The 21366-nt window shown below is 60.5% G+C and carries 14 protein-coding genes and 1 pseudogene; 4 read left to right on the top strand and 11 right to left on the bottom strand.

The window, feature by feature from the left end:
- Nucleotides 1–63 precede the first annotated feature (63 nt).
- Both MHX65_RS06120 and MHX65_RS06115 read left to right on the top strand, forming a co-directional pair.
- The gene (locus MHX65_RS06120) at nucleotides 64–4824 is read left to right on the top strand and encodes a type I polyketide synthase (protein ID WP_239269288.1); all 4761 of its coding nucleotides are present in this window, start codon (nucleotides 64–66) and stop codon (nucleotides 4822–4824) included.
- Complete coding sequence (locus MHX65_RS06115) at nucleotides 4799–6355, top strand: acyl-CoA carboxylase subunit beta (protein WP_239269287.1); 1557 nt, start codon at nucleotides 4799–4801, stop codon at nucleotides 6353–6355. Before MHX65_RS06120 ends, MHX65_RS06115 begins: the two co-directional genes overlap by 26 nt.
- Nucleotides 6356–6609: 254 nt before the next feature.
- Here the strand turns inward: MHX65_RS06115 and lipS1 are convergent, their stop codons facing one another.
- The 6 genes from lipS1 to trmB all read right to left on the bottom strand — a co-directional run bounded on the left by lipS1 (nucleotide 6610) and on the right by trmB (nucleotide 13145).
- Nucleotides 6610–8004, bottom strand: a complete 1395-nt coding sequence (lipS1, locus tag MHX65_RS06110) for a triacylglycerol lipase LipS1 (RefSeq protein ID WP_239269286.1) — start codon at nucleotides 8002–8004, stop codon at nucleotides 6610–6612.
- Nucleotides 8005–8242: 238 nt separating this feature from the next.
- Nucleotides 8243–8581: a DUF3054 domain-containing protein gene (locus MHX65_RS06105; protein WP_239269285.1), complete on the bottom strand. Its 339-nt coding sequence runs from the start codon at nucleotides 8579–8581 to the stop codon at nucleotides 8243–8245.
- Nucleotides 8578–9606 (bottom strand): lysylphosphatidylglycerol synthase transmembrane domain-containing protein, encoded by a 1029-nt coding sequence (locus MHX65_RS06100; RefSeq protein ID WP_239269284.1) that lies wholly within the window; start codon nucleotides 9604–9606, stop codon nucleotides 8578–8580. Before MHX65_RS06100 ends, MHX65_RS06105 begins: the two co-directional genes overlap by 4 nt.
- Complete coding sequence (locus tag MHX65_RS06095) at nucleotides 9607–11760, bottom strand: MMPL family transporter (RefSeq protein WP_239269283.1); 2154 nt, start codon at nucleotides 11758–11760, stop codon at nucleotides 9607–9609.
- 14 nt (nucleotides 11761–11774) lie between these two features.
- The gene (locus MHX65_RS06090; protein WP_239269282.1) at nucleotides 11775–12368 is read right to left on the bottom strand and encodes an NYN domain-containing protein; all 594 of its coding nucleotides are present in this window, start codon (nucleotides 12366–12368) and stop codon (nucleotides 11775–11777) included.
- Nucleotides 12369–13145, bottom strand: a complete 777-nt coding sequence (gene trmB, locus MHX65_RS06085; protein WP_239269281.1) for a tRNA (guanosine(46)-N7)-methyltransferase TrmB — start codon at nucleotides 13143–13145, stop codon at nucleotides 12369–12371.
- 362 nt (nucleotides 13146–13507) lie between these two features.
- Between trmB and MHX65_RS06080 the strand changes: the two genes are divergently transcribed.
- On the top strand, nucleotides 13508–15334 hold the full coding sequence (locus MHX65_RS06080; protein WP_239269280.1) for a phosphoenolpyruvate carboxykinase (GTP): 1827 nt from the start codon (nucleotides 13508–13510) through the stop codon (nucleotides 15332–15334).
- 456 nt (nucleotides 15335–15790) lie between these two features.
- On the opposite strand, the pseudogene MHX65_RS06070 reads toward MHX65_RS06080, so the two are convergent.
- The 3 genes and pseudogenes from MHX65_RS06070 to MHX65_RS06060 form a co-directional block, all read right to left on the bottom strand.
- Nucleotides 15791–16033 (bottom strand): annotated as a pseudogene (locus tag MHX65_RS06070) (CopG family transcriptional regulator); the annotation flags it as partial.
- Between the two features lie 110 nt (nucleotides 16034–16143).
- Complete coding sequence (locus MHX65_RS06065; protein WP_239269279.1) at nucleotides 16144–16845, bottom strand: CPBP family intramembrane glutamic endopeptidase; 702 nt, start codon at nucleotides 16843–16845, stop codon at nucleotides 16144–16146.
- A 46-nt stretch (nucleotides 16846–16891) separates the two neighbouring features.
- Entirely contained in the window at nucleotides 16892–17638 is a 747-nt protein-coding gene (locus MHX65_RS06060; RefSeq protein ID WP_239269278.1) for a class I SAM-dependent methyltransferase, read from the bottom strand.
- 24 nt (nucleotides 17639–17662) lie between these two features.
- Between MHX65_RS06060 and MHX65_RS06055 the strand changes: the two genes are divergently transcribed.
- Nucleotides 17663–18772: a glycosyltransferase family 4 protein gene (locus MHX65_RS06055; protein ID WP_239269277.1), complete on the top strand. Its 1110-nt coding sequence runs from the start codon at nucleotides 17663–17665 to the stop codon at nucleotides 18770–18772.
- On the opposite strand, the gene MHX65_RS06050 is transcribed toward MHX65_RS06055, so the two are convergent.
- Complete coding sequence (locus tag MHX65_RS06050) at nucleotides 18666–20147, bottom strand: hypothetical protein (protein ID WP_239269276.1); 1482 nt, start codon at nucleotides 20145–20147, stop codon at nucleotides 18666–18668. The two genes, MHX65_RS06055 and MHX65_RS06050, sit on opposite strands and share 107 nt — an antisense overlap.
- Nucleotides 20128–21318 (bottom strand): DUF3068 domain-containing protein, encoded by a 1191-nt coding sequence (locus tag MHX65_RS06045; protein ID WP_239269275.1) that lies wholly within the window; start codon nucleotides 21316–21318, stop codon nucleotides 20128–20130. Before MHX65_RS06045 ends, MHX65_RS06050 begins: the two co-directional genes overlap by 20 nt.
- Nucleotides 21319–21366: the final 48 nt, after the last annotated feature.

The raw sequence follows: 21366 nt of genomic DNA, 5'->3' as shown, positions 1-21366 counted from the left end.
GGTGACAAAATAGAGCGATATAGGTATTTGTCGTTCTATTAACCCCACTAGGAAAGACGGTTTATGACCATCGAGCAACTTCGTGCATGGCTGCGTGACTGGGTATCCCAGGCCACGGGCGTAGCGGCCGCAGAGATTTTAGATTCCACCCCCCTGGAAAACTATGGTCTTTCCTCTCGAGATGCCGTAGTGCTGTCGGGTGAATTAGAAAATCTTTTAGGCACGCAGCTCGATGCGACGGTGGCGTATGAGTACCCCACGATTGAACTTCTAGCCAATCGCTTGCTTAATGGGCCCGCGGGGCGGCACGACGATGCACCGCGCGTGCAGCGCACAGCTCGCGCTGCACAGGGTACTGATATTGCGGTTATCGGCTTGTCCGGACGTTTCCCAAGCGCTAAAGATGTGCCGGAATTTTGGACCATGCTCGCTGAATCGCGCGCGGGCACAGGGCCGCTGCCGGTGGGGCGGTGGTCTGAGTACAGCGCGGATCCGGTAATGAGCGAGAAGATCGCGCAGCACAATACCGACGGCGGTTATATCGACGATATTGCATCCTTTGACGCGGAGTTTTTCGGCCTATCGCCGCTGGAGGCCGCAAACATGGATCCGCAGCAGCGCATCCTGCTTGAGTTGGTATGGCACGCGCTGGAGAACGCGGGCCTTCCCGCCAATGAGCTGCGCGGCACGCACACGGGGGTGTACATGGGCTCGACCAATAATGATTACGGCATGCTGATTACCGCCGATCCCACGGAGATGCACCCTTATGCACTCACGGGTAATTCCTCGGCAATCGTTGCCAACCGCATTTCCTATGCCCTGGATTTCCGCGGCCCGTCCATCAATGTGGACACGGCCTGCTCGTCTTCCTTGGTTGCAGTCGATCATGCGATCAAGGATCTGCGCACCGGTGCGGCCGATGTAGCGCTGGCGGGTGGCGTGAATATCTTGGCCGCCCCGCACGCCTCCACCGCCTTTTCGGAGCTCGGCGTGACCTCTCCTACCAGCGCCATTCATGCTTTTTCTGATGACGCCGATGGCATCGTGCGTGCCGATGCCGCCGGCGTGCTGGTGCTCAAGCGCCTACAGGACGCGGAGGATGATGGCGATGAAATCCTAGCCGTCCTCAAGGGCTCTGCCGTCAATTCTGATGGCCACTCGAATGGCCTGACTGCGCCTAACCCAGAAGCGCAAGAAGACGTGCTGCGCCGCGCCTACGCGGATGCGGGCGTGGCGCCCGAGGACGTGGATTATGTGGAGGCCCACGGTACGGGCACCATCTTGGGCGATCCCATCGAGGCCAGCGCGCTCGGCCGCGTGCTGGGCGCTGGGCGCGGCATCGAATCGCCCGTGCTCTTGGGCTCTGCCAAGACCAATATTGGCCACTCCGAATCCGCCGCGGGCGTCGTGGGCCTCATCAAAGTCATCGAGGCCATGCGGCACGATATTATCCCGGCGAATATCAATTACGCTGGTCCGAACCGCTATATCGATTTCGTGGCCGAGCGCCTCGAGGTCGTTGAAGACCCGCGCGAGTGGCCGGAATACTCCGGGAAAAAGGTGGCCGGCGTATCGGGCTTTGGCTTTGGCGGCACGAATGCCCACGTCGTCTTGACGGATTACCAAGGCACCCCGCGTACCACCGAGCCGCAGCTATCCACCGACACGGTGGCGCTGCCGGTCTCCGGCCTCTTACCTTCCCGCCGCGCGCGTGCGGCGGGCCTGCTCGCGGATTTCCTCGAGGCAGAACAACCAGACCTAGCAGATGTCGCGCGCACGATCGCGCGCCGCAACCACTCGCGCTCGCGCGCCGTTGTCATGGCCAGCTCCACTGACGAGGCCATTAAGCGCCTGCGCCAGGTGGCCGAGGGCAAGGTGTCTGTCGGCATCGCCGCGGCGGATTCCCCGCAGGTGCAAGGTCCGGTCTTCGTGTATTCCGGCTTTGGTTCCCAGCACCGCAAGATGGCGAAGGACATGATCGCCCTGTCGCCGCTGTTTAGCGCGCGGCTGAAAGAACTCGATGACATCGTGGATTTCGAGTCGGGCTGGTCCATCCTGGACATCGTTGAAGATGATTCCCAAACCTATGACACGGAAACGGCGCAGGTTGCCATCACCGCCATCCAGATCGCGCTGACGGACCTATTGGCCTCCTTCGGCGTGCGCCCGGCGGGCGTTATAGGCATGTCCATGGGTGAAATCGCCGCGGCCTATGCCGCAGGTGGCATTTCCGCGCGGGATGCGATGATTATTGCCTGCCACCGCGCGCGCTTGATGGGCGAGGGAGAGGCATCGCTAAGCGAGGCCGAGCAAGGAGCCATGGCCGTCGTCGAGCTATCCGCCGAGGACATCGCCGCCCTCGATGCAGCCATCGAGCCAGCCGTCTATACCGGGCCCGGCATGACCACCGTGGGCGGTCCCCGCCAGGCGGTGCTGGATCTGGTGGAGAAACTCGACGGGGAAGGAAAATTTGCCCGCGCGCTCAACGTGAAGGCCGCGGGACATACCTCCGCCGTCGACCCGATCTTGGGCGAGCTCGAAGCTGCCATCGCCGGCATGGAGGCCCGCCCGCTGCATACGACCCTCTTTTCCTCCGTGGATAAGGGTGAGGTCTACCGCCCCGGCACCACCGTCCACGATGAGGATTACTGGCTGCGCATGACCCGCTACCCGGTGTATCTGCAGGACGCTACGGAACAGGCCTTTGCTGCAGGGCACACCCAGTTGGTGGAGATTTCGCCGAACCCGGTGGCGCTCATGGGGCTGATGTCTACCGCGTTTGCCGTGGGCAAGGCCGATGCGCAATTGCTGTATAGCCTAAAGCGCAAGGTGGAGCCCACCGAGTCCTTGTTGGATCTATTGAGCAAGCTCTACGTAACCGGAACCCCGGTGAATTTCGCCGCCGCATTGGGCTCGGGCGCGCAGGCAGAAGCGCCGTATACCCAGTTCAACCGCCAGCGCTTCTGGACCAACGCGCGGCCCTCGGCCGGGGTTTCCGGCTTGCCCGGTACTCGCGTGAACCTGCCGGAGGGCAAGGTGGCCTTTTCCACCAACGCGGATCAGGCCCCGTCCACGCTGGCCATCGTGGAGGCCGCCGCAGAAGCGGTGCAGCCTGGGGCGCACATCGTGGCCGCGGAGGAACACCGCGATCTCCCTCCGTACGGGGAAATAACCACCGTGGTCACCACGTCCATCGGCGGCATGTCCATCGCCGTCTACAGCGTGCAGGACACCCGGACGGAGTTCTTGGCGGAAGGTTTTGCCTCCGGCTTGGACTTGGGCGCGGGTGCGATCCCCGGGGTCGCAGCGGTGCCAGAGGGCAGCGCCGCCCCGGAGCCGACTGCCGATGACGCGAATGTAGACGCGGTGCGCTGGGATCCGCGCCAAGAAACCGTCGAGGACCGCCTGGCGCTTATCGTGTCCGAATCCATGGGATATGACGTCTCGGATCTGCCGCGCGAGCTGCCGCTGATTGACCTGGGCCTCGATTCCCTGATGGGCATGCGCATTAAAAACCGCGTGGAAAATGACTTCCAGATTCCACCGCTGCAGGTGCAGGCGCTTCGCGATGCCTCCTTGGCAGACGTCATCACCATGGTTGAGGAAGCCGTTGCCGGCGGCCGCATTGATAACAGTGAGAACAGTGCCGATGCTGCGTCGACTACCGAGTCCGCGGCACCCGCAGCAGACGAGACCACCCAAGACTCGGAGCAGGGCGTGGGCGTCGCCCCGCGCGATGCCTCTGAACGCATGGTCTTTGGCACGTGGGCAAGCATTACCGGCAAGGCCCCGGCGGGCGTGACCTCGCCGCTTCCGGAGATCTCTGAGGAAGCGGCAGCACAGATCGCCGAGCGTTTGCGCGAGCGCGCCCACATCGATGTCACCGCGCAGCAGGTTCTCGACGCCGAAGCACTGGAAACCTTGGCTGACCTGGTCCGTGAGGGCCTTGAGACCGAGGTGGAGGGAAATATTCGCGTCCTGCGCGAGGCCGATGGCCCAGCCGTATTCATGTTCCACCCGGCCGGTGGAACCACGGTGGTCTATCAGCCGCTGACCCGGCGGCTGCCAGCGGATGTCGCCGTTTACGGCGTCGAAAGGATTGAAGGCTCCTTAGAGGAGCGCGCCGCAGCCTATATTGAGGATATCGTTCGCTCTGCGCGCGGCCGCAAGGTCGTCCTTGGCGGTTGGTCCTTTGGTGGCGCCTTGGCCTATGAGGTGGCCTACCAGCTGGCAGAGCGCAGCAAGCGCGGGGAAGAGAGCGCCGAGGTCGCCTTCATTTCCTTGCTCGATACCACGCAGCCCTCCCACCCGGCACCGGATACGCCGGAAGAAACCCGCGCCCGGTGGGAGCGCTACGCTGCCTTTGCCAAGAAGACCTACGGCCTAGACTTCGAGCCGCCGTACGAGATGCTGGAAACCATGGGCGAGGATGCCTTGATGACCATGCTGGCGGAATTCTTGGCCACTACGGATGCCTCCGAACACGGCCTATCCGCCGGCGTCCTGGAGCACCAGCGCGCGTCCTTCGTGGATAACCAGATTTTGGCCAAGATCGATTTCCACCGCTGGGCCGATGTCAGCGTTCCCGTGCTGCTTTTCCGCTCCGAGCGGATGCATGACGGTGCGATCGAGCTGGAGCCGCGCTACGCTGAGATTGATCCGGATGGCGGCTGGGGCGTTATCGTTAAGGATCTAGATATTGTGCAGCTGCCCGGCGATCACTTGGCAGTGCCGGACGAGCCAGCCATTGGCATCGTGGGCAAGCATATGAACGATTGGATCGAGGAGAAGATACGTGGCGGCCAAGCAAACAACCGCTGAGAAACTCGCCGACCTGCGCAAACGCCTAGAAGAGGCGCAAGATCCAGGCAGCGAGCGTTCCCGCACACGCCGCGACGAGGCAGGCCGTACCACCCCTCGCCAGCGCATCAACGAGCTCTTGGATGAAGGTTCCTTTGTGGAAACCGGTTCCTTGGGCAAGACCCCGGGTGACCCGGAGGCCATCTATTCCGATGGTGTGGTTACAGGTTATGGCCGCGTATCCGGCCGGCCTGTGTGCATTTATGCCCACGATAAGACGGTCTACGGCGGTTCCGTGGGCGTGACCTTTGGCAAGAAGGTCACCGAGATCATGGATATGGCCATCAAGATTGGCTGCCCGGTCATCGGCATCCAAGATTCCGGTGGCGCCCGCATCCAAGACGCTGTGACCTCGCTGGCCATGTACTCCGAAATCGCCCGCCGTCAGCTGCCGCTTTCTGGCCGCAGCCCGCAGATTTCCATCATGATGGGTAAATCCGCCGGTGGCGCGGTCTACGCGCCGGTGACCACTGACTTTGTCATCGCTGTGGATGAGGAAGCGGAAATGTATGTCACCGGCCCCAACGTCATCCGTGAGGTTACCGGTGAAGACGTCACCTCCGCTGAACTCGGCGGTGCCCGCCAGCAGGAGCTGAACGGCAACGTCTCTGCCGTGGTGGATTCTGAGGAAGACGCCTTTGACATGGTGCGCGATATTTTGGATCACCTGCCGCTGACCTGCTTTGACGAGTCGCCGACCTTCCCCGCTCCTTCCGATGCCGAAATCATCGAAGACGAGGATCTAGATTCCTTCATGCCGGATGACACCAACGCCGGCTACGACATGATGGATTTGCTCACCCAGCTTGGCGATGACGATGAGCTCATCGAAATCCAAGAAAACTTCGCGCCGAATATGATCACCGCCTTTGGCCGCATCGACGGCAAAACGGTGGGCTTTGTGGCCAATAACCCCATGCACTTGGCCGGCTGCATCGATGCCGATGCCGCCGATAAGGGCGCGCGATTTATCCGCATCTGCGATGCCTATAACGTTCCGCTCGTCTTCGTCGTCGATACGCCTGGCTACCTGCCGGGCGTAGAGCAGGAGAAGGTGGGCCTGATTCACCGCGGTGCGAAGTTTGCCTTCGCGGTCGTGGAGGCGACCGTGCCGAAGGTCTCGCTCATCGTGCGCAAGGCCTACGGCGGCGCCTATGCCGTCATGGGGTCGAAGAACTTAAGCGGCGATATTAACTTGGCGTGGCCTACCGCGCAGATCGCCGTCATGGGCGCGGCCGCCGCCGTGGTCATGATCGCAGGCAAGCAGCTCGAGGCCGCCGAGACCCCAGAGCAGCGCGAGATGACCAAGAAGATGTTCATGGACTTCTACGATGAGACCATGACGGCACCCTACGTTGCGGCGGAACGCGGCTACCTCGATGCCATGATTCAGCCGAATCAATCGCGCATTGCCCTGCGCCAGGCGCTGCGGCAATTGGCTACGAAGTCGGCGCATGACCTGCCCAAAAAGCACAATATTGCGCCGATGTAACGCGGTGCTACGGCGTCGCGATACCTAAATAAGAGTTTCGTGACAGCTGAAGGAGAATCCCTTGTTTAATTTGCTCTACGCTCTCGACCTGATTGGTGAGATCATTGGCTACGCTTACTGGGCGTACAACCAGTTCGCAGCGGGCGTGCCAATCAACGTGCCGTTCTAAGCTGAGAATATTTCGCACATATTTAAGGCTTCGAGGCTTGTTTGCCTCGGAGCCTTTTTACATGGTGTAGGGGGAGAGCAAGTATTTACTGGCTTCCCTTCTCGTGCTGTAGGGTGGCGTCGATCGCTTTTACTGATTCGATGATGTGCGGGATGGTACCGGTCGGGTGAGTGTGGGCGTTATTGGGGATGAAAGTGACATCGGTGCCGCGCTCAGTCCATTCATCGACGAGCTTTTCAGCGGTAGAAAACGGAATAACGTCGTCACCGCGGCCATGCGTGATGACGACTGGAATAGCGGGTGCATCGTAGCCAATATGCTGCTCTGCCAGTATCGATTTGAAAGGCTCGCTGTCAATAAAGTCCTGCACGTTCCTGCCATCGTTGCTGATCCGCTCCACGGTAGTGTCGGCGGTTTTAAGAAGCCCCATGGTGCAGGTATTCGTCGCATCCTGTAGCTTTCGTGTGCCCCTGTCATTGAGATGCGAGTACAGATCCTCGCCATAGGAGTTGCTTAGTCCCAAAAGGGCATACGCCTCGAAGAGGAAATACAATGATCCATCGAGGGCAGAAGGCAACAACGTTAGATCTGTTGGGGCAGCACCAATAGTCGCAAGCTTGATGTTGAGCTCCGGAGCATAGTCGTCATATAGCTCGGCGGCAGCGGCAGCGGCTCCTCCGCCTTGGGAATAGCCATTGATGAATACTGGGTTGGATTCGTTAATGTCCCAGCCATCCAGTTGCTGCGCAGCTCGAATGCTATCGAGGACCGTATGGCCTTGGGATGCACGATCCATGTACGTGTGCATGCCAGGGGTGCCAAGGCCCTCGTAGTCGGTGAGTACTACGGCATAGCCCTTCTTAAGGTACTGATGGAAATAGAACTGCTCGTAGTCTCCTACCCCGTCTGCAATTTTACGAGATGCGGCACAGCGGTCCGCTAAACCTTGGGTTCCCGGCGCAAATGCTACGACAGGGCGTGGGCCTTCTCCGCCCCACTCGGCCTTGGGCTCAATGACCATCCCGCTTACTTGGATCTTTTCTCCAGAACGGTTGGTGGAAGAATAGAGTATGCGGTCTGCCTTATAGGGGCCGACGTTGCTGATGCCAAGTGGATTTTTGGGGTTGCGCACAGATTCTGATCGGAAGAGCTGTCCTGGCTCCGAGGAATCGAGGTCTACCGGATCATGATAGAAAGCAGTGTATTGGTCTCCAATATGGTCACCTGAACCCAACAGCCCTGATGAAAGGGGAGGGAGTTTGGAGGCTTCTTCGGCCATTGATGCCGCCTCTTGTGAATCTTCAGCGGGTCCTGAGCTTTTAAGTGCCTCGTCAATAAAAGAGGATTCTGGAAGCTCTGAATTCTCTTCAATCGGTGGAGCCGATTCGACAGAATCGATAGCGCCGGCGACAGGGGAAGCGGCAGTGATGAGAACCCCTGAGGCCACAAGCGCTAGATAGTTACGGGTTGCAGCTTTCACTACGGGAGCCTTTCAACTTCTTGTAGGGATAATTGAGCGGTATCCGATTTTGAAATTCTGTGTTCGGATACGGGCAATTATTCACTAAAAGCTTTTCCCGTACTATTAGTTTGAAATGTTATTTTGAGCCGATCACCCCTACAAGAGGCGAGGTGGACAGCGCAAAGCCAAAAACTGATGATTGAATTTGACTGATGTGTGCCCTAGGGAAAGCGTCTTTCCCATGGGATGGGCGTATTTATTTACGGGCAAATAGCCGCCAGCCAAAGAAGAACAGGGCGGACATCACGGTCGCAACGATGAGGAAGCTCCAATGGGGCAGGCGGCCATTGACCATGATCCACAGGGCCATGCCGCCGATGATGGCAGACAGCCAGACTACAACGCCCTCTTTCCACTTGCCCTGGACCTTTGTGGCGAGGATGATGGCCCAGCCGATGAGCGCGCCTACCGCCCAAGGCCAGAAGGCATCGACCCAGCTGGAAAAGCTCAATCCGCCGTGGGCGAGGCGGGCGGAGATGGCGAAAATCATCAAGGCGATGATGTCAATGAGCGGAGCGATACGCGTGGAAGTCATACGGTTTCCTTTTCTTTTTCTTTACGGGATAGCGCGGCGTAGGTAATGCCCTTGCGGGCATAGTGCCAGAAGTAAATGATCCAGCCAATAGCGGTGATGAAGGCAAAAGAGATAAGGCGGTAGATGATCGCCGTGCTGGTGGCATCGACTGCGGTCATGCCCGTGGCCACGAGCGTGGCGATGATCGCCGCTTCCACCGTGCCGAGACCCGCCGGAGTGACCTGGGCGGAGCCGGCCAGCTTGGCGGTGAGATAAGCCAGCGCGACGCCGGCGATGGTGGTGGTGTTATCGGCCGAGTCGGTCGTGGGCATTTGGCCGGTCACGGCCCAGACGCAGCCCCAGAGCGCGACCATGTCAATGAGCCGGTTGGCCAAGGAGTAGAACGACGCCCAGGCGAATTGCCGGCGGGTGAGGTGCACTTCCTTGAGGCTCTCTACGTGCTCGAGCAGTGCTTCGCGCTTGGAACCCTTTATCAGCCGCTGCTTTTTTACCCAGCGCTCGAGCGTTTCGGGGTGGTTGCTTAGCCAGAAGAGCCCGCCGGAGAGCGCCAGCATCGCTGCCAATGTGCCGATGAGGGACCACAGGGCCATATCGGCATTGAGGAAGAGCACGCCGCCGAGCCCAATAAGCACCAGCCACAGGGTGGAAATGGCCGATGACAGCACAAAGAACCAGCCGCACAGGACCACCGAGGCGCCCCAGGTGCGCTGCACGTGGAAGGTCAAAATGGCAGAAAAGGCTGGGCCTGCGGGCATCGTGGTGGACCAAGAATTGGATGCAAAGGTAAGGGCGGCGGTTTCCGTCGCTTCCACCTCCACGCCACCGGCCCGGATAAGCAGGCGCATGACCTCACCCATCGCCACGACGGAGAGGATAGAGGCAACGACCACGAGCGTTACCGGCCCTGGTTCGGCGTGGGAGAGCCGGGAGAAGCCTTCGCTTAAAAAGTCCAGCTCATCGCGGAAGACGTAGATGAGGATGGCCAGGACTATGAGCGAGGCGATAACTTGCAGCCAATTTTTCAATTATTTATCTCCTTCGAGGCGCCGCTTTAACTCACTGAAGGGAACGGTCTTCCCACGGCGGGTGGTACTACCAGAAAGCCTAGTGGTCAAGTGATGCAGCCAGCTAGGCGCCCACCAGTTATCCTCGCGCAGCAGGTGCATGACGGCGGGTACGAGGAGCATGCGGACAATTGTGGCATCGATAAGCAGAGCAAAAATCATGCCGTACGCGATGTATTTCATCATCACGATATCGGAGAAGCCGAACGCGCCCGCCACCACGATCATAATCAGGGCCGCCGCCGTGATGATGCCGCCAGTATGCGCGGTACCGGCCGCGATGGCCTCGTCCGTGGAATCGCCGCGCCGGCGCGCCTCCACCATGCGGGAGACCAAAAAGACCTCGTAGTCGGTGGACAGTCCATAAATGATGGCGATGATCAGCACCAGAATGGGGCTCATCAGCGGGCCGGGCGAGAAGTTCAGCGCGCCAGAGCCCACGCCGATGACGAACATGAGCGTGAGGATGCCCAGGGTGGCGCCCAGGGTCAACAGCGTCATGACAATGGCCTTAATCGGCAGCACGAAAGAGCCAAAGACTAATGCCATGAGGATGAAGGTGGCGAGTACGACGTACAGCGCCATCCACGGCAGCTTGTGGAAGAGGGCATCGAGCGACTCGACCTCCATGGCTGGCGTGCCGCCGACATACAGGTTGACGCCCTCGGGCGCTTTGACGTCCTCGAGTTCGTGGACGATTTGTGCGTAGTCCTCGCGGTCCTTAATGCCCGCCGAAAGGACCGTGGTGCCGTCCTTGGTGGCGGTCGATGGCCCCATGGGCTCGGTAAGGCCGTCGAGGCCGCGGACTTGCATGACGACATCGACAAGCTGCTCGTTGGTGGCGCCTTCCACCACGAGCTTGACCGGCTCGGTGCGGAAGGCAGGGAACTCGTCGTTGAAGGTATCCTGCGCCACGCGGGTGTCGTGGTTGGGTGGCAGGTAGGTCTCGTTGATGCCGCCGAAGGTGATGCTCATGATCGGCAGTGCGAGCGCAATGAGCAGGCCACAGATGGCCAGGGTCAGGCCCTTGGCGCGGCGCATGGCCCAGCGCGGCAGCTTGTACCACCAGGTGTCCTGAATGGTGCGGGCCGTGCGGGAGGTACGGCGTACCGACCACAGGTCGATCTTGGGCCCGAGCATGCCAAACAGGGCCGGCAAGACGGTGACGGACAAAAGGGCCGCCAGGCCGACGGCGGAAATCGAGCCATAGGCAACGGACTTCAAGAAGGCCTGGGGGAAGAGGAAGAGCCCAGAGAGCGCGACGGCGACCATCGCCGCGGAAAAGACCACGGTCTGCCCGGCGGTGGCGGTGGTGGTGGCCACGGCATCCTTGGTGAAGCTTCCCTTGTTCAGTTCCTCGCGGAAGCGGGAGACCATAAATAGGCCGTAATCGATGGCCAGGCCCAGCCCCAGCAGCGTGACCACTGCCTGGGCAAAGACGTTGACCTGCAGGAAACCGGCCAGGACGGCCAAAATGCCCAGCGAGCCCAGGATGGATAGGCCACCGACGATAAGCGGCATGAACGCCGCCACTACGGAACCAAAGACCACCAGAAGCAGCAGGCCAACGAGCGGGAGCGCGGCCTTTTCCGCGCGCGCAATATCTTCTGCCATGCCTTCATCGAGTGCGTCTGCCACGGCCGTGGCGCCGGCAACCTCGACCGGCGCGGAGGTATCCGTCAGCGCACCCTCGATGGCGCGGAAATCCTTCAGCGTTTGTTCGTCATCGCCCTTGAGCCCAATGGCGGCAAAGGCTAGCGAGTGATCATCATTGACCAGGTTGGGATTTTTGCTATCGAAATAGCTGGTGACAGAGTCAATCTGGTCCGGGTAATCCTCTTTGAGCTGCGCCAAGTGCTCCTTGGCGGCATCGAAGTTCTCATCGGGCGAGCTAAAGAGCAAAATCACGTCGCCGGAATTATCGCGGCCGAACGTTTCTTGTTCGATTTGCGCCGCGCTTGTCGATGCCGCCTTCGGGTCCTCCCAGCCCTCCTGGCTCATGCGTTCCTCGAGCTGGGTTCCAAAGCCTACGAAGAGGGCAAGGATGGCACCGAGGATGACGATGGGAATGACCTTGCGGTGCGCGTAGGAAAATCGTCCCCATTTTTCAAACATGTGGGGTAAGCCTCCTAGCTATTATTTAGTAGCGCAGCCAGCGGGCGGAATGGCTGGAGCCATGCACCACCTTCAGGCAGGTTATCCAGGTTGACGCGGGGCAGCGGCTCGCGGAAGACGCCGTCAATATCTTCTAAGTCAACGAACTCGATCTCGGGGTGGCCCACGGCCCAAGAGGCATGTTCGTGGAAACCCAGGACGGTAACAGGCAGGCCCTCATCAATGAGCTCTTCTAACAAGGGCTGAAAGTTCTGACCATCGGCAGAGGCCACCACGACGCCGGCGAGATCATCGCGCAGTTTTTCAATGTGGTCGATCATATCCGGATCCACGTCATCATCCTCGTGGATCTTCGGCTTGGCAAAGACGCCAAAGCCCACGTTGCGGATGGCCTCTACCCACGGGCGAATCACATCGGCGCCGCCGGGGGAGACATTGGTAAATACTGCGGCCTGCGGATCCGCATCGACACCCACCGCGCGGTAGACCAGCCACCGGCCGATGGCATCAAAACGCGGGCGGTGTGCCGCGGTGGGGCGCCCGCCGAGCAGCGAGCCGAGCCCCATATCCATATTGGGTGCGTCCCACACCAGTAGATAGGTGCTCATTTACTTCTTCTCCCACAGGTATTCAGTAATGATGTGTTCTTTATCTAGGCCCTTGCCCTCAAACTTGGTGATGATCTGGCGATCCACCAATTGCGGGCAACCCGGCCACGGCCAGCCCTTGTACTCCAGGCTGGGCTCAACGTGCACGAGCTCATCTATCCATTCGGCATAACCGGCGTGATCGGTCGCAACGTGCAGGACGCCACCCTTCTTTAATCGGGAGGCAAAGAGGTTGAGCGTGCCAGATTGGATGATGCGGCGCTTGTGGTGGCGCGCCTTGGGCCAGGGGTCCGGGAAGAAGACGCGGATGCCGTCGAGGGATTCCGGGGCAATCATGCGCACCATGACCTCCACGCCATCGCCACGAATCATGCGGATATTATCGATGCCCTCGCGCTCCACCTGCCCCATGAGCTTGGCCAAACCGGGCTTATAGAGCTCTACCGCGATGATATTGGTGTCTTGCTCCAGCGGCGCCATGGCCGCGGTGGAGGTACCGGTGCCGGAGCCGATTTCCACGATGGTCTTGGCGCCGGTGCGGCCGAACCACTCATCGACATCGATAAGCTCATCGCTTAAGACGCGGCCCAGCTCGGGCCAGCGTTGCTCAAAAAGCTGGTGCTGGTTATCCGTGAGCTTGCCGCGGCGGAAGGTGACATTGCCCAGGCGCGGGTAGTCCAGGTCATTATCAAAGACCGCATTGAAGTCCGTTTGCGGCGGGCGGCCCGGCGGCATTTCTCCGGCAGGGGTGTTTTGAGAATTATCCGTGCTATTCATTGCGCCCTATTTTTCCCTGTCCAGGCATGGCAAGCAATATGCCGCGCCGGGTATTTTCCCCACCGTATGGGGGAGGGAGGATAACTGGTGGATTCTGCGGGGGTGGTTCTTTGTGGCATAGAATGGGTAAATAGGAAACTTTAATACCCCCGAAATGGTGTGGAGAAAATCACGCTTGATATCACAATTATCCACAGTGTGCTCGGTAAATGTCCGCTCACGGCGGTGGATATAACCGGAGTGGGAAAAATGACACTTAATGTGACCAATATTTTGTCTTTGCCGGTTAATCTGGAGGCGGAAGGCAAAGTTGGGCCGTGATATGCCCCGATTTTCACATCCTATCCAGAGGAGAATTTTTCATGACCGCCACCATTCAGGGCCTCGTTGGAGAGCTGCCTACAGACAATCAAGAACTGATCGATTGGATTAATGAAAGCATTGAGCTTTTCCAGCCGGACGAGGTGGCTTTTGTGGATGGCTCACAGGAAGAGGCTGACCGCCTCGCCGCAGAGCTGGTCGATAAAGGCACCCTCATCAAGCTCAATGAGGAAAAGCGCCCGAATTCCTACTTGGCGCGGTCCAACCCTGCGGACGTTGCCCGCGTGGAATCCCGCACCTTCATCTGCACCTCGAAGGAAAAAGATGCAGGCCCAACCAATAACTGGGCACCGCCAAAGGCCATGAAGGAAGAAATGACGGAGGCCTTCCGTGGATCCATGAAGGGCCGGACCATGTACGTCGTTCCTTTCTGCATGGGCCCGATTAGCGATCCAGAGCCCAAGCTCGGCGTGCAGTTGACCGATTCCGCTTATGTGGTCTTGTCCATGCGCATCATGACCCGCATGGGCGCAGAAGCACTGGACAAGATCGGTACGGACGGCGATTTCGTCCACGCCCTCCACTCCGTCGGCGCCCCGCTGCAGCCAGGCGAAGAGGACGTTGCTTGGCCATGCAACGACAATAAGTACATCACCCAGTTCCCAGAGACCAAGGAGATTTGGTCCTACGGTTCCGGCTACGGCGGCAACGCCATCCTGGCCAAGAAGTGCTACGCGCTGCGCATCGCGTCCGTCATGGCCAAGGAAGAAGGCTGGATGGCTGAGCACATGCTCATCCTGAAGCTGACGAACCCTGAAGGAAAGAACTACCACGTCGCCGCCGCATTCCCATCCCAGTGCGGTAAGACCAACCTGGCCATGATCACCCCCACCATTCCGGGCTGGAAGGCCGAGGTCGTGGGCGATGACATCGCCTGGCTGCACCTGCGCGAGGACGGCCTTTACGCTGTGAACCCGGAAAACGGATTCTTCGGCGTTGCCCCTGGCACCAACTACGACTCCAACCCGATCGCCATGGATACCATGAAGCCGGGCAATACCTTGTTCACCAACGTTGCGCTTACCGATGACGGCGACGTCTGGTGGGAGGATATGACCGAGGAGGCACCAGAACACCTCATCTCTTGGACCGGTGAGGACTGGACGCCGGCATCGTCCACCAAGGCCGCCCACCCGAACTCCCGCTACTGCGTACCGATTTCCCAGTGCCCCACCGCCGCGCCGGAATACGACGACTGGAAGGGCGTCAAAATCGATGCCATCCTCTTCGGCGGCCGCCGCAAGACCACGGTTCCGCTGGTCACCCAGTCCTTCGACTGGAACCACGGCACCATGATCGGTGCACTGCTGTCCTCCGGCCAGACCGCAGCGGCAGAGGGCGAAGTAGGCGCGCTGCGCCACGACCCGATGGCCATGCTGCCGTTCATGGGCTACAACGCCGGTGACTACCTGCAGCACTGGATTGACATGGGTAAAAAGGGCGGCGACCGCATGCCAGAGGTCTTCCTGGTTAACTGGTTCCGCCGCGGCGACGACGGCCGCTTCCTGTGGCCAGGCTTTGGCGAGAACTCCCGCGTTCTTAAGTGGATCATCGACCGCATCGAAGGCAACGTGGAGGCCGAGGACACGGTGGTCGGCCGTACTGCCCGCGCCGAGGACATCGACTTGGAAGGCCTTGACTTCGATATCGACGACGTTCGCGCCGCCCTTGACGTTGACCCGAAGGAATGGCAAGGCGATATGCAAGACAACGCCGAGTACCTGAACTTCTTGGGCTCCCGCGTGCCTGAGGAAGTGTGGAACCAATTCCGCGCCCTGAAGAAGCGCGTGGAGGACGCCGCTTCCTAACGCGTTCATCCGCGGTAAATCCCGCATAAAGCTAACCCCAGCAGCGTAAAGCTCTGGGGTTAGATCTTTGTTGGGGTTAAACAACACATTCTGTGGTTTAGACCTCGGAACGATTCCTGCACTACGAAAGTGGGAATAAATCGTCTCTAGGATTGGTCACGGGTCCAACAGGGCCCCTCGGCGAGTGCCCCAACCGGTGAGGACTGGAACGTCGTTATTCGAGGAGCTTGCTGTAGTGTGGGCGAGCTTTCATTACATGGATTAATAGTTCGTCCCCGTCGGAGGCAACAACGACGACGGTGTCCAGTAGTCGAGCGTGTGTATCAAAACCGAAACGGAGTTCTCGCCATTGGTTAGGGTCATCGTCAAGAGGCTCTATCCACAGTGGATAGGAAGCTGCATGGATTCCGTCGGTTTCTGCGATACCGTGCTTTGTGGCGGATTTGGCTGTTCTCGTGCCGCCGTGAGGGCGTTGATTGCTTGGCGGACAAGCTCAGATCGGGTGAGATTCTTTTCCGTAGCTAGGCGATCTAGGGCGCTAAGTTCATCGGTAGTCAGGCGTACAGCGACGACCTGAGCAGGCTCTGCTCCGCGACCGGGGCGTCCACGTCCGCGCTTTTTCAACATTTCTGGGTCGTAGCCTTCTTCTGCTTCGGAAACCCAATTGTCGAGTTGGTCTTGAGTGATGTTCACAGGCATGAAAATATCGTATAACGAAAATTGTGCGCTGTCGATATGAAGCGTTGTGAGTTTAGGTCCTACCTCGGCTACTGAACTAGCGCTTCTTTCTCCCGCTGCGCAGGGACTCCTTAGCCCGATAGTCCCGCTAGGGCCGTGATTGCTACGACCGTGTTATTTGCAATGTGAATGCACAGGGGAGCGGTAAGTGTCTTGAACCAGAGGCGTGCTAGCACCAAAAAGGTGCCAAAGAATGCGATGTAGAGCATTACTGCGGGGATGCCGTGTGCGAGGGCGAAGACAGCGACGGTGATAAGCGCTGCTGCCCAGGTGGGCATGGAATTTTGCAGCCAATCCAATAGGACGCGGCGAAAGGCCACCTCTTCTACGAGGGGAATGACAAGCGCGGTGCTGAGTACCACCATGATGGTGGCGGCGGGGCTGATCTTTAGTCCGGCGGAAAGGTTATTGCCGGCTGGTTCGCTGCCCAGGAGTGCATTGACGGCACCCGTGGCCGCACCAGAGCCCAGGATGGCGAGGGGAATCCACCACAGCAGGTGCCATAAGGAATGCTCGGCTTTCACAAACCCGGCATCGCGCCACGACCAGCCCAAGCGGCGGGAAAATCCGTACCAGACCGTTACCAAGCCGAAGAAGGCACCGCCGACGGCGATGCCAAAGGCGACCCAGGAACCGCTCTTTGTAATGAGGCCACAGGCGATGCCAATGAGTGCCGCACCGGCAAATGTGGCGACGACGCTGGCCACGGCCCACCCCAGGTGAGCTGCGCGAACGGTGGGGGAGAGCTGTGAGCGCTGTAGTTGGTCCGGCATGCTGGGCAGTATAGTAGGACAACCTCGGTGCGAGCTGTGGCGCGGCCTAGTCCGGCTGCAGTACCAACGTCAGGTTGGACACGGCGAATTCGCGCAGGCCAGGAACCTTAGTCAGCCACCACGCCCAGCTGGGATGGTAGCGCGGAAAGGCGAGCTTTAGCGCGCCGGTGGACTCGGCCCAGGTGAGGCCTGCGGAGCAGGGGACATTAAATAGTGAGGTGCCAAAGACATTCTTGGGCGGGTGCCCATTGCGGCGGGTATAGCGGTCGCGGGCGAATGCACCGCCGACGTAGTGCTCCCACAGCCCGGTTTCGTGGCCGCCGAAGGGGCCGAGCCAGACGGTATAGCTCATGATGCACAGGCCGCCGGGGCGGGTAACGCGCAACATTTCTTTACCCATATCCCACGGGCAGGGGATATGTTCGGCGACGTTAGAGGAATAGACCACATCGAAGGAATCGTCCGCGAAGGGCAGGCGCGTGCCATCGCCGCGCACGGAATTGCTGAGGTGGATATTGGCCGCCGACATTTCCCCGGCATCGGGCTCAAGGCCAACGTAGGACGCGCCGCGGTCCGCGAAGGCGGCGGCAAAATAGCCGGGGCCGCCGCCTACGTCGAGCACGAGGGCATCGGCAAGCGGCACGCCCAAATCGCGGCCCAAGTTTTCCACCAGCCTGGCCGTATCTTCTGCCAGGCCGCCGTAGAAAATATCGGGGCGGGTTTGCTCGAAGCGGAAAGAGCGCAGCAGCGCCCAGGAGCGGGAGAGCGTGGCCATGTCGCGGGTGTGTTTCATAAACCACTAGGCTAATACCCCACGATGAAAATTCTTTTACTATGCTGGCGCGATTCCACCCACCCGCAGGGCGGTGGCTCCGAGCGTTACCTCGAACGCGTGGGGGAGTACCTAGCGGCGCAGGGCCACGAGGTGGTCTTTCGCACCTCTAAGCACATGAATGCGGCGCGCCGGGAGGTCCGTGATGGCGTGCGCTATAGCCGCGGCGGTGCCAAGTTTGGCGTGTACCCGCGCGCGTGGGCGGCCATCGCGGCCGGGAGATTGGGCTTGGGGGATCTGCGCGGTATTGACGTGGTCATCGATACCCAAAACGGCATTCCCTTCTTCGCGCGGTTGATTTACGGCGCGCCGACGGTGCTTCTTACCCACCATTGCCACCGCGAGCAATGGCCCGTGGCCGGTCCGGTGCTCGGGCGGCTGGGCTGGTTCTTGGAATCGCGCGTGGCACCGCGGGTATATCGGGATTCGACCTACGTCACGGTCTCGCAGGCCTCGCGCGAGGATTTGGAGGCGCTCGGCATTGACGGCGCGCGGATCATCGCCAATGGCCTAGACCCCATTCCGGCGCACGTGCCTTCCCTCGAGCGCGAGGCGGATAAGCACCTGGTGACACTCTCGCGGCTAGTCCCACACAAGCAGATCGAGCACGCCATGGATACGGTGGCGCGCACGCCGGGCGCGGTTTTGGATGTGATTGGCTCGGGCTGGTGGGAGTCGAACCTGCGCGATTATGCCGAAAAGCTCGGCGTGACGGATCGCGTGCGTTTTCGCGGCCAGGTGACGGAAGACTATAAGCACGCCTTGCTCGCGCGTGCCGATGCCCACCTCATGCCCTCCCACAAAGAGGGTTGGGGCCTTGCCGTCATGGAGGCCGCCCAACATGGGGTTCCCACGGTAGGTTATGCGTTTGGCCTGCGCGATAGCGTAATCGATGGCGAGACCGGGATCCTTGTAGAAGAAGAGGGCGATTTCGTGGCGGCCACCCAAGAGTTATTGGAGAACGCAGAGCTGCGCCGGCGCCTAGGGACTAATGCCCGGGAGTTTGCCGCGCGCTTTTCGTGGGACAAGACCGGCGCTGCCTTTGCGCAATTGCTCCAAGGCTTAGTAGCGGGGCGGTCATCCACAGGGCGGTAAGCGCCCACGGCAGCTCGGGGCGCGGGGCGTTGGTCTCTGCGGCGATGGCGCCATCAACCACCACGACGCCCACGCCAAGTTCCGCAAGGCCTGCCATATCTTGGTCCTGCCAGGCGCGCAGCGCCGCGCGGTACTGCGGCGAGGCCTGATCGATGACCTCACCGTCCACGCTGAGCTCGCCGGATTCCACCATGGGCACGGCCTTGGAATAGGGATCGACCGCGACTCCCGGGGTGTCTTCCGTATGCGCACCGCTATTTCCCGTGGGAATCTCCACCAAATTGGGCCGCTCCGGAAAGAATGCCAGGCGGCCGTCGATATCGTGCACCAGCTGCTCATCCACCCCGGTATCGCGGGGAGAAAGCACGGCAAGGCGGGACGGGGCAGGCAGAACCTGAATCGTGGCGGCCACTAGCGCCAGCGCGGCTGGAATCTGTGGCAGCGCACCGATGGAGGCAACGTATAGCGGCAGCGCGAGCATCGTGAGTTTGTGGCTATCGCGCAAGAGTCCCGCCCCCGGAACGTTATCGATGGCCCATTCCAGCATGCTGGGCAGTAGCCAACACGCCAGCGCCCCGCCGAGTCCTAGGGCGGCCAGGATGGTCAAGCGCGCCGGGACGCGGTGCGCACCCGCCAGCGCGAGAACTGCGACGAAGAGCCCGAATACGGCTAAGCCCACGGCCGCTTCGCCATTCCAGATTCCGCCGAGGCGTAAAAGCGCGCCCACCGTGCCCACGTGTTCTTCTGCCCGCGGGGAAAAGGCCGCGACGGCGGCTGCGGCATCGCCGGGCACGCTGGGTTGGAAAAGGCCTGGAACCAGCCACGGCAGCCACAAGAGGCAGCCCGCCAGGGAGACCCGCTTCCGGCAGGTAAAAAGGGCGGTGACCACAGCCAATAGCCCACCGGTGGGGGTAAGGGACGCCCCCCACATGGCGATCAACGCCAGCCAGCTGTGGCGGCGCCCCGCCCAGGCGATGACCGGGAGCAGCCAAGCGACAATGGCCAGGGACCATTGACCTTGTAAGAGGCGTTCGATGACAAAGGGGTTGGCCACCGCGATGGTCATCGCGGCCAGCGCCGCTATCGTGGTGCGAGACCACACCGCCGCGGTGAGCGCGGCGGCCCCGGCGGCGGCAAAGATGAGCACCCGGGCGGCCCACGCGCCGCCGAGTAAGGCTAAAAACCCATCTTGGGGTGCGTTGCGGGCAGGCAGGCTTCCCCCGCCCAGCGCGGATGGGGTAAGCCCTGGATCGTTTAAGAGCACCATATCGCGCCAGAGGAACTCGCCGGGCAGCGCGAAGGGCCAGCACACCGCGGCCACGAGAATAATTCCCCACAGCCCGAGGAGGACGCGCCTAGGCGTGTGCGGCATCATGGGCGTCACGGTGGCGGCGCATGTACTGGTAGGCGGCGAAAATGAGCAGGGAAACACCGATGGCCTTGCCCAGCCAGCCAACGGCCATAAGCCCTCGGATGGCGTAGATTACCGGGCGGACCTCAGCGAGGCGCTCCGCACGGGTATCCTCTGACCACCGGAAATCCGCTGCCAGCACAGAGCGATCCTCTGTGTCATCCTCCGCGATGAGGGTTCCCGCCTGCTGGATATCGGTGGCGAAAAAGACCTTGACGTTTTCCCGGACATCCACGATGGTACCGGTGGTGGGTTCGACCGAAATATCGCGGCCCACGGTATAAAAGGGCTCGACGATGACGGCGGCATCCGCATCCAAGTCCAAAAGCTCGCGCGAGTGGGAGTCATAAAAACGGCTGGCGGGACCCTTCAACTGGAAATCGCCCGTTTTCAGCTCGTCCGTTTGAGTGGTGCTGCCCAAATCCGCGCTGATATTGCTAAAAGTGTTCTTCAGCGGCAGCGGCTGTACGTCCTGGTGATAGGAGTAGATGGGGATGCCATCTACTTTTGAGTCGCCGGTAAAGTCCATCGGCGTGGATTCCTGGGCCAGGAGATCAAAAAATGCGTAGGAGCGCTGCTCCGTGCCGGAGGGGAAGAAATAGGTAAGGCCGTCTCGCTCGAAGTCCTCCCGGGTCAGATCGGCGTTGAACTCGGGCAAGGCGAGGACCCATTTATTGACAGGATCGGCTACCGGGAACGTGGATTCGCGGTTAAGCACGGAGTGCTGATCGATGGTGGCGATTTCCTCTTGGGAGTCCCCAGCTTTTCCAGCAAGCAGGCTGGTGACGGAATCGGTGGTGGCGATGGTGTCATCATCGGCGACCTCGCCGGTGGTAATGGTGCGCTCCAAGGTCAGCGGCCCGTGGTGCTGGTAGCACCACATCGGGGCGGATTTGTCGGCGCAGCGCGGGTCATCGCCGGATGCGGTAGCGGGGGCTTCACCGTCCATGAGGGCGCGCACGTCCATCCATACCGCATCGGTGGGTCCGCTCGAGGTGGAAAAATCTTGATCCAAGCCCAGCGGGCGGGTCCGGTTATTGTAGAGGGTCGGGGCGAGGGTACCAATGAGGAGGAAAATGATTGCGGCAATGACAACCCACGTCCGTGGCGAGCGTGGCCAAAGGTAGCGGCTCATTGCAGTACTATATCCAATCAGTTTCAGGTTTCCGGGGTAAAGGAGCAA

The sequence above is a fragment of the Corynebacterium sp. ACRPS genome (assembly GCF_022346005.1).
GTDB lineage: Bacteria > Actinomycetota > Actinomycetes > Mycobacteriales > Mycobacteriaceae > Corynebacterium.
The sequence above is the reverse complement of the archived record's forward strand: the minus strand, read 5'-3'. Positions and strand labels throughout refer to the sequence as shown.